The sequence below is a fragment of the Microbacterium sp. genome, from assembly GCF_047606685.1.
Classification (GTDB): Bacteria; Actinomycetota; Actinomycetes; order Actinomycetales; family Microbacteriaceae; genus Microbacterium.
The window spans coordinates 1-9,268 of record NZ_JASGEC010000073.1; the positions used below are offsets into that span (position 1 = coordinate 1).

Here is a 9,268-nt window from a genome sequence, read left to right on the forward strand (position 1 = left end):
CTGCGGGCCGCCCGCCGCGTCGAGCCGGCGCGCAGCCACGCCGGCGCTGCCCTGGCGGCGCAGCACGGCGCCACGGTGCGGCTGCTGCTCATGCAGGTCCCCGGCCAGCTCGTGTTTGGGCTGGCCAGCCAGCTCGCCCTGCTTGTCCTCGCCGGAGCGACCGTCGTCCTCGCCGTCCAGGGCGCGCTCACCGCGCCGGAGGCCATCGCGCTGATCGTCGTCATCGCGCGCTACGTGGAGCCGTTCACCGTGCTGGCCGAGCTGTCTCCGGGCATCGAGACGACCACCGGGGCGCTGCGTCGCATGCGCGCCGTGCTCGACGCTCCCGCCGACCCCGTCGGGCCGGCCAAGGCCGAGCGGAGCGGCCCGCCACGGATCGAGCTGCGGGGCGCCTCGTTCGCGTACGGCGACGGGCAGCCGATGGTGCTCGACGGCCTCGACCTGACGTTCGAGCCGGGGACGACCACCGCGATCGTCGGCCCGTCCGGCTCGGGCAAGAGCACCGTGCTCGCGCTGCTCGCCGGGCTGGCGCATCCCACCCGCGGGCAGGTCGTGGTCGACGGCGTTGACGTCGCCGAGCTGTCCGCCCACTCGCGGCGCGACCTGGTCAGCGTCGTCTTCCAGCAGCCGTACCTGTTCGACGGAACGGTGCGCGAGAACGTCCTGGTCGGCGACCCCGCGGCCAGCGACGACGCCGTGGAGCGAGCCGCGGCGCTCGCGCGCGTGGACGCCGTCGTGCGGCGGCTGGCGGACGGCTGGAACACGCGAGTCGGCGAGGCGGGCGCCGCGCTGTCCGGCGGAGAGCGCCAGCGCGCGTCGATCGCCCGCGCGCTGCTCAAGCCGGCGCCCGTGCTCCTGGTCGACGAGGCGACGAGCGCGTTGGACACCGAGAACGAGACGGCAGTGGCCGCGGCGCTCTCGGACGACCCCGTCCCGCGCACGCGCGTCATCGTCGCCCATCGCCTCTCGAGCATTCGCGCGGCGGACCGCGTGGTGTTTTTGGAGGATGGCCGCGTCGTCGACGACGGTGAGATCGACCAGCTGCTGGCGGCGAACGGGCGGTTCGCGCAGTTCTGGCGGCAGCAGGACGCCGCGACTGGATGGCGGCTGCGGCCGGCCGACCAGTAGCGGGGCGCGCCGAGGAGTCGCTCAGAACCCTTGCGCGAGCCGGTAGTAGGCCTGGTTCCAGCGCAGGTGGCTGTGGAAGTCGCGCACGGTGGTGGCCTCGTCGATGACGAGCAGCTCGGTGTGCGCGATCTCGGCGAAGTCGCGGAAGACCTCGATGCCGACGGCGGTGGTCATGACGGTGTGATGGGCGCCGCCGGCGGCGAGCCAGCACGCGGCGCTGGTGGCGAAGTCGGGCTGGGGCTTCCAGACAGCCCGGCCGACGGGCAGCTTGGGCAGGTCGGGAGCGGCGACGTTGTCGACGACATTGGCGACGAGGCGGAACCGGTCGCGCATGTCGGCGAGGGAGACGACGAGGGCCGGCCCCGGGTCGGCGGTGAACACGAGGCGCACGGGGTCGGCCTTGCCGCCGATGCCGAGGGGGTGTATCTCGAGCCGGGGCTTGGCGGTGGTCAGCGAGGGGGAGACTTCGAGCATGTGGGCGCCGAGGATCTTCTCGTCTCCGGGGACGAGATCGTACGTGTAGTCCTCCATGAGGCTCGCGCCGCCGGGCAGGCCGGCGCCCATGACGTTGGCGACGCGGACCAGGATGGCGGTCTTCCAGTCGCCCTCCGCGCCGAACCCGTACCCGTCGGCCATGAGCCGCTGCACGGCGAGCCCGGGAAGCTGGGTGAGCGAGCCGAGGTCCTCGAAGTTCGTGGTGAACGCGCCGAAGCCGCCGGAGTGCAGGAACGAGCGCAGCCCCGCCTCGATGGCGGCGCCGTCGCGCAGCGACTGGTGGCGGTCGCCGCCGCGCCGCAGCTCGGGCGCGACGTCGTACCGGTCCTCGTACTCGTCGACGAGCGTGTCGATCTCTGCGGCGGTCGCGCAGGACACGGCATCGGCGAGCTGGTTCACTCCCCACGTGTTGACCTGCACGCCGAAGCGCAGCTCAGCCTCGGTCTTGTCGCCCTCGGTGACCGCGACCTGGCGCATGTTGTCGCCGAACCGCGCGAGCTTGAGCTGCCGGGCGGCGGCCCAGCCGGCCGCTGCCCGCTGCCAGCTCTCGACCTGGCTGAGCACGGCGGGGTGGGAGACGTGGCCGACCACCGTCTTGCGGGCCACACCCAGGCGGGTCTGGATGTACCCGAACTCGCGGTCGCCGTGCGCGGCCTGGTTGAGGTTCATGAAGTCGAAGTCGATCGTCTCCCACGGCAGCTCGACGTTGGCCTGCGTGTGCAGGTGCAGCAGCGGCTTGCGCAGCGCGTCGAGCCCGGCGATCCACATCTTGGCCGGGCTGAACGTGTGCATCCACGCGATCACGCCGATCACGCTGTCGTCGCTGTTGGCCTCCAGCGCGAGGCGGCGGATGTTGTCGGTGTCTTTGAGCACCGGCTTCCACTCCACCCGGACGGGCAGGCCCGCCAAGCCGGCCGCCACCTGGCGGGACTGCTCGGCGACCTGCCGCAGTGTCTCCTCGCCGTACAGCGTCTGGCTGCCGGTGACGAACCAGACCGTGTGGCCGTCGAACGAAGTGCGGAGAGTCATGCGGTCTCTTTCCTGGGAGTGCGGGTGGTCGAGAAAGTCACAGGGATGCCACGGCGGCGGCTTCGATGGCCAGCCCTCGCTGGTAGCGGTCGAGGTACACCGCGAACCCGGCGATGTCGCCGGGTTCGGGGTCGGCAACCGAGACCGACGCGTCGGCGAAGACGACGCTGTCGAGGTAGGCGGCCAGCTCGAGCTCGGAGCCGAGGTAGGCGGCCAGCACCGCGATGCCCCACGCGCCGCCCTCGGACGCGGTCTCGCCGACGGCGACAGGTGCGCCGAGCGCGCCGGCGAGGAATCGCTGAGCGACCCCGGCCGTGCGGAACAGCCCTCCGTGGGCGAACATGCGGTCCAGCTCGACGCTCTCGTCGTCGAGCACGCGCATCCCGAGCGCGAGCGTGCCGAAGACCCCGTACAGATGCGCGCGCATCGCGTTGGCGAGCGTCAGGCTGCTGTCGGGCGTCCGCACGAACAGCGGGCGCCCCGCGTCGAGCCCGGCGACAGGCTCGCCGGCGAGGTGGTTGTAGGCGACGAGCCCGCCCGCGTCGGCGTCTCCGGCCAGCGCTTCGCGCAGCAGCGTCTCGAAGACGGCGTCCGGAGGAAGGGGCGCGCCGGATGCGGCGGCGAAGCGCTCGAACAGGCCCGCCCACGCCGCCAGCTCGCTCGCGCCGTTGTTGCAGTGCACCATCGCGACGGCGTCGCCCGACGGCGTCGCGACGACGTCGAGCTCGTGGTGCACGCCGCGCAGCGGCCGCTCCAGCACGACCATCGCGAACACGCTCGTGCCCGCGCTCACGTTTCCGGTCCGCGGGGCGATCGAGTTCGTCGCGACCATGCCGGTGCCCGCGTCGCCCTCGGGCGGGCAGCACGGCGCACCCGGCCGCAGCGCGCCCGAGGGGTCCAACAGCGCGGCCCCTTCGGGCGTGAGCTCGCCCGCCGGCTGCCCGGCTCGCAGCACTTCGGGCAGCAGATCGCGCAGGGGCGTCGGAACGCGCCCCGCGGCGTGGTCGTCGTAGGCGCGCAGCATCCGCTCGTCGAAATCGCCCGCCTGCGTGTCGATCGGGAACATCCCCGACGCGTCGCCCACGCCGAGGACGGCGCGGCCGGTGAGGCGCCCGTGCACGTAGCCTGCGAGCGTGGTGAGCAGGCGCACGCGCGGCACGTGGGCCTCGCCGTCCAGCACGGCCTGGTGCAGGTGGGCGATCGACCAGCGCAAGGGGATGTTCACATCGAACAGCGCACTGAGCTCGGCTGCCGCCGCGCCCGTGTGGGTGTTCCGCCACGTGCGGAAGGGCACGAGCAGCTCGCCGTCGGCGTCGAAGGCGAGGTAGCCGTGCATCATCGCCGACACGCCGATCGCCCGCAGCGACGACGGCCGCACGCCGTGCCGGCGCTCCGCGTCGGCGGCGAGGTCGGCGTAGGCCGCTTGCAGCCCCGCCCACACCGCGTCCAGCGAGTACGTCCACAGCCCGTCGGCGTATTCGTTCTCCCACGCGTGCGAGCCCACCGCGAGCACCGTCGCGGGATCGCGTCCGTCGACCAGGCATGCCTTGATGCGGGTGGAGCCGAGCTCGATTCCGAGCACCGCTGCACCGTCGCCCACCGTCGCGGCATCCGTCTCCCCGGTCATCGCCGGTCGTCCCCGCTCTGCCCGTACACGTTCTGGTAGCGGTGGTAGAGCTGGTCGATCGCCTCCTGCGGGAGCGGAACGAGCGGCCCCGCCTGCTGGGCGTGGTGCACGGCGCGCGCGACATCCTCGACCATCACCGCCGCCTTCACGGCGTCCCGCGCGCTCACCCCGATCGTGAACGGCCCGTGGCTGCGCATCAGCACGGCGCGGGAGCGATGGCCCCGCAACGTCTCGACGATGCCCCGACCGATCGAGTCGTCGCCGATGATCGCGAACGGGCCGACCGGCACCGGCCCGCCGAACTCGTCGGCCATCGCCGTGACCACGCACGGAATCTCCTCGCCGCGCGCGGCCCAGGCCACCGCGTACGTGGAGTGCGTGTGCACGACGCCGCCGACGTCGGGCATGTGGCGGTACACGTACGCGTGCGCCGCGGTGTCGCTGGACGGGGAGCGCTCGGAGCCCGGTGTTCCCGGCACGACGGTGCCGTCGAGGTCACACAGGATCATGTTCTCCGGCGCGAGGTCGTCATACGAGACGCCCGACGGCTTGATCACGAACAGGTCCGCTCCGGGCACGCGACCCGAAACGTTCCCTCCGGTCCACACCACCAGCCCGTATCGCACGAGCTCGCCGTGCAAGGCGGCGACGTCCGCCCGCACGGCGGCGACGGCGGCATCCAGGTCGGCGCTCATGCGCTCTTGTCCTCGCATCGCGGGCCTAGACGGCGACTCTGAGGACGGAGTCGATCAGCACGTCACGGGGCGCGACTTCGATCTCGCCCACGGTCACGGGGACGTTCGAGTGGTTGAGGATGAACCGGTGGTCGCCGCGCTCGACGACCTCCACCTGGTCGGGCAGCAGCGTGTGCTCGATGCCGGCCGCCTCGAGCACCGCGCTCGCGATCTCCCCGAGGGCGCTCGGGGCGGTGGCGACGTACCATCCCGCCCCTCCCGCGGCGTCCGTGCGGCGGGTGATGGCGGGGCAGCCCGCGAGGTCCCCGCCGACGAAGGACGCGAGCACCTCTGCGTCGTGCACCCGCACGACCTCGCCCCACTCGCTGGCGGCGCCCGCGCCGAGCCCGGAGATCTCCAGGCTCGGCACCGCGCCGCCGCTCAGGGACGGCTCGGCCGGCGGCATGAACTCCTCCACGTGCACCCCGAGCACGGACTGCAGCTCGCCGAGGTAGCCGCCGAGCAGCACTCCCAGCGAGTCATCGAGCACGGCCGTCTGATAGCCCACGACGAGCTGTCCGCCGCGTGTGACGACGCGGGCGAGCTCGGTTCGAGCCTCCGCCGACAGCGCGACCGCGCCGGCGGCGATGACGACGTCATAGTCGTTGAGCGCTTGGCCGGGCTTGGCGAACTCGACGAGCACGCCGCGCCGCCACAGCTCGTGGTACCAGCGGAACACGATGTGCAGGTACGACAGGGAGGCCGGGGTGGACTCCTGCTCCAGAGCCCACCACGACGTCCAGTCGAACAGGATCGCCACGCGAGCGGCGGGGCACCGCGTGCCGACGAGAGCCCGCAGGCCGGCCAGCTCGGCGCCGAGCGACACGGTCTCGCGGAACACGCGCGTGTCCTCTCCGGCATGCGGCAGCATCCCGGAGTGGAACTTCTCCGCGCCGATCCTCGACTGCCGCCACTGGAACTGCATGATGCCGTCCGCCCCTCGGGCGATCGACTGCAGCGAGAGCAGGCGGTGCCATCCCGCCGCCTTCGCCGCGTTGCGGGGCCGCCAGTTCACCGCCGACGGCGCCTGCTCCATCAGGATCCACGGTGCGCCGCCGGACAGCGAGCGCATGAGGTCTCGCGTCATCGCGGCGTACGCCGGCGCGATCGGGTCGGCCGGGTCGGGGTACTCGTCGTCGGAGATGAAGTCCAGCTCGTCCGCCCACGACCAGTAGTCGCCGCCCTTGAAGAAGCCCATGAAGTTGGTCGTGATCGGCACGTCGGGGGTGAGCTCGCGCAGCAGCTCGGCCTCCGCGCGCAGGCATTCCCTCCACGCGTCGGACATGAACCGGTCGAAGTCGAGCTGCTGGCCGGGGTTCTTGAAGGAGGGGGTGTCGCGCGGCGGCTCGATCTGGTCGAAGTCGCTGTACTCCTGCGACCAGAAGGCTGTGCCCCACGACGCGTTCAGCGTCTCGATGTCGCCGTGCCGGTCGCGCAGCCATGCCCGGAACGCCGCGGCGCTCTCGGGGGAGTAGTCGTGCGTCACGTGGCAGGCGAGCTCGTTGTTGATGTGCCACGCCTCCAACGCCGGATGGCTGCCGTAGCGCTCGGCGAGAGCGCGTACGAGGCGCAGCGCGTGCCTGCGGTACACGGCCGAGTTCGGGTGGTAGTGCTGGCGGCTGCCGAACTCGAGCCGGGTGCCCGACGCGGTGACCGGCAGCATCTCGGGATGCGCGCGCACAAGCCAGGACGGCGGCGACGCGGTCGCCGTGGCCAGGTCGACGCGGATTCCGGCGGCGTGCAGCCGCTCGAACACCTCGTCGAGCCAACCGAACTCGAAACACCCGTCCTCGGGCTCCAGCTTCGCCCAGCTGAACACGGCCACAGTGGCGACGGTGACCGCCGCGCGCTGCATGAGGCGAATGTCTTCGTCCCACACCTCGCGGGGCCACTGCTCGGGGTTGTAGTCCCCGCCGTACCACATGCGGTCCAGGGGCACGCGCTGCGTCCGCGTCACCCCTTCACGCTCCCCGCTGCCAGGCCCGACTGCCAGTAGCGCTGCAGGAAGACGAACGCGACGATCAGCGGCACGATCGACACGAGCGCTCCGGTGAGCACGGTCGAGAACAGCACTTGGCCGCCGCCGCCGCCGCTGGCCGCCGCTTGCCAGTTGGCAAGTCCCACGGTCACCGGGAACAGCTCGGGCGTGTTGAGCATGATCAGCGGCAGGAAGTAGTTGTTCCACGTCGCGACGAGCTGGAACAGCAGCACCGTCACGAGTCCCGGCACGAGCAGTCGGATGCCGATCGTGAAGAAGATGCGGAACTCCCCGGCGCCGTCGATGCGCGCCGCCTCCATGAGCGAGTCGTCGACCGAGTCGGCCGCGTACACGCGCATGAGGTAGACGCCGAACGGGCTCACCAGCGACGGAAGGATGATGCCCAGCATGTTGTCGGTCAAGTTCATGGCCGAGAACAGCAGGTACGTCGGGATGGCGAGGGCCGTCATCGGCACCATGATCGAGCCGATGATGAGCCAGAACACCGCGTCGCGGCCCGCGAACCGGTACTTCGCCAGCGCGTACCCCGCTGCCGTCGCCAGCGCCGCCGCGCCGATGGCGCTGACCACGGCGTAGAGGATGGTGTTGCCCAGCCAGCTGGTGAAGACACCGCCCTGGAACGTGAAGACCTGGCCGATGTTGCCGAACAGCTCGAACGCGGTGCCGAACCACAGCCCGAAGGTCGTGAACAGGTCGGAGTTGTTCTTCGTGCTGGCCATGAACAGCCACACCAGCGGGACCAGGAAGTACAGCACCGCGATCCACACGAAGATCGTGAGAAGCGTGTTGCGGCGCTCGTTCGGCGGGACCAGCCGACGCCGGCGCGAGGTGGTGAGGGCGCTCATTGCTCGCGCTCCTTTCGGTTGACGATCGTCTGCACGACGACCGATATGGCCACGATCACAATGCCGAGGAGGAAGGCGATCGCCGCGGAGTAGTTGACGTCCTGGTTCTTGAACGCGACGTTGTACGCGTACAGGTTGGGCGTGAAGTCGGTGCCGATCGCGTTGGGGGCGATCGCGTACAGCAGGCTGGGCTCGTTGAACAGCTGGAACGAGCCGATGATCGAGAAGATCACGGTCAAGATCAGCGCCTGGCGGATCGCGGGGATCTTGATGCTCCACGCGATGCGCAGCTGGCTCGCGCCGTCGATCTCGGCCGCCTCGAACAACTCGGTTGGAATCGTCCGCAAGGCTGCGTACATGATGATCATGTTGTAGCCGACGAACTCCCAGCAGACGATGTTCATGATGGAGCCAAGCACGGCGTCGGGCGCGAGCAGGTTGGGCGCGGGAGCGCCCAGCGCTTGGAGCACTTGGGCGATCAGCCCGAAGTCCTGGCCGTAGATGTAGCCCCACATGAGGGCCGCGACCACGCCGGGAACCGCGTACGGCAGGAAGATCAGGAGTCGGACGACCTTGCCTCCGCGCACCCTGCCGCTGTCCAGCGCGAGCGCGAAGAACAGCGACGCGACCAGCATGATCGGCACCTGGACGAACAGGAAGATGGCCACGCGACCGAGTCCGGACCAGAAGCTGGGGTCGGAGAGGGCGCGCGAGTAGTTGGCGAAGAGGTCGAACACCTCGCCGCCGGCCAATTGCGACGTGAAGGTGCTGAGGTAGGCGGAGTACGCCAGCGGCACCAGGAAAAGCGTGGCGAACACCACGAGGAACGGGGTGACGAGAACCCACGCGGCGATCGTCTGCGGTCGGCCGGTGCTCGAGCGGCGGCGGACCGGGGTTGCTTGTGTTGACATCATTGTCCTTTCGCGTGGGGCGCCGAGCTCAGAGCCCGGCGCCCCACGTGCCTCACTCGACCGTGAAGCCCTGTTGCGTGGCGTAGGTCTTCACTTGGTTCTGCCACTCTGTGAGCGCGGCCAGCATGTCGCCCTTGTCGGCGATCGCGGTGCCCAGCGTCTCGTTGTAGCTCGAGTAGACGAAGTCCATGAACGGCAGCCACTGGAAGTCGGGCTGGACGGTGTCGGACACGCCGGCGAAGAACTCGTTCACCTTCTGCCCGCCGTAGAACTCGTTCTCCTGGCTGAGGAAGTCCTCGGACTGCAAGGTCGCCGTCGTCGTGGGGAACAGGAACTGCTCGTTGGCGAGCATGAGCGTCGACTCGGCGTCGGTGTTGAGGAACTTCGCGAGCTCGTATGCCGCGATCTTGTTCTCGCTGGTGACCATGACGGCATCCGTCGATCCGCCCCAGTTGCCCGAGACATCCTCTCCCGCCTCCCACTGCGGGATCTTTCCGGCC

7 protein-coding genes and 1 pseudogene are annotated in these 9,268 nt (G+C 70.5%); 1 reads left to right on the forward strand and 7 read right to left on the reverse strand.

Annotated features, from left to right (window positions below; genetic code table 11):
* Positions 1 to 1,128, forward strand: a 1,128-nt coding sequence (locus QM611_RS08915; protein WP_415079558.1) for an ABC transporter ATP-binding protein, incomplete at its 5' end; no start/stop codon positions are given.
* Positions 1,129 to 1,149: 21 nt separating this feature from the next.
* Here QM611_RS08915 and araA read toward each other — a convergent pair.
* The 7 genes and pseudogenes from araA to QM611_RS08950 form a co-directional block, all read right to left on the reverse strand.
* Entirely contained in the window at positions 1,150 to 2,652 is a 1,503-nt protein-coding gene (gene araA / locus QM611_RS08920) for an L-arabinose isomerase (RefSeq protein WP_415079559.1), read from the reverse strand.
* A gap of 37 nt (positions 2,653 to 2,689) precedes the next feature.
* Positions 2,690 to 4,279, reverse strand: a complete 1,590-nt coding sequence (locus QM611_RS08925; RefSeq protein ID WP_415079560.1) for a xylulokinase — start codon at positions 4,277 to 4,279, stop codon at positions 2,690 to 2,692.
* On the reverse strand, positions 4,276 to 4,974 hold the full coding sequence (locus QM611_RS08930) for an L-ribulose-5-phosphate 4-epimerase (RefSeq protein ID WP_415079561.1): 699 nt from the start codon (positions 4,972 to 4,974) through the stop codon (positions 4,276 to 4,278). The genes QM611_RS08925 and QM611_RS08930 overlap by 4 nt, the downstream gene beginning before the upstream one ends.
* 25 nt (positions 4,975 to 4,999) lie before the next feature.
* Positions 5,000 to 6,970 carry a beta-galactosidase gene (locus QM611_RS08935; RefSeq protein ID WP_415079562.1) on the reverse strand — a complete coding sequence of 657 codons (1,971 nt, stop codon included), beginning with the start codon at positions 6,968 to 6,970 and terminating at the stop codon, positions 5,000 to 5,002.
* Positions 6,967 to 7,857, reverse strand: coding sequence for a carbohydrate ABC transporter permease (locus QM611_RS08940; RefSeq protein ID WP_415079563.1), 891 nt, complete (start codon positions 7,855 to 7,857; stop codon positions 6,967 to 6,969). The genes QM611_RS08935 and QM611_RS08940 overlap by 4 nt, the downstream gene beginning before the upstream one ends.
* A complete protein-coding gene (locus QM611_RS08945) occupies positions 7,854 to 8,768 on the reverse strand; it encodes a carbohydrate ABC transporter permease (RefSeq protein WP_415079564.1) in 915 nt (304 codons plus the stop codon). Before QM611_RS08945 ends, QM611_RS08940 begins: the two co-directional genes overlap by 4 nt.
* A 52-nt stretch (positions 8,769 to 8,820) precedes the next feature.
* Positions 8,821 to 9,268: pseudogene (locus QM611_RS08950) on the reverse strand (sugar ABC transporter substrate-binding protein); the annotation flags it as partial.

Bases quoted from the DNA above. Each gene is read 5' to 3' on its own strand.
- araA (WP_415079559.1), bottom strand. From the start codon at position 2,652: ATGACTCTCCGCACTTCGTTCGACGGCCACACGGTCTGGTTCGTCACC.
- QM611_RS08925 (WP_415079560.1), bottom strand. From the start codon at position 4,279: ATGACCGGGGAGACGGATGCCGCGACGGTGGGCGACGGTGCAGCGGTG.
- QM611_RS08930 (WP_415079561.1), bottom strand. From the start codon at position 4,974: ATGAGCGCCGACCTGGATGCCGCCGTCGCCGCCGTGCGGGCGGACGTC.
- QM611_RS08940 (WP_415079563.1), bottom strand. From the start codon at position 7,857: ATGAGCGCCCTCACCACCTCGCGCCGGCGTCGGCTGGTCCCGCCGAAC.
- QM611_RS08945 (WP_415079564.1), bottom strand. From the start codon at position 8,768: ATGTCAACACAAGCAACCCCGGTCCGCCGCCGCTCGAGCACCGGCCGA.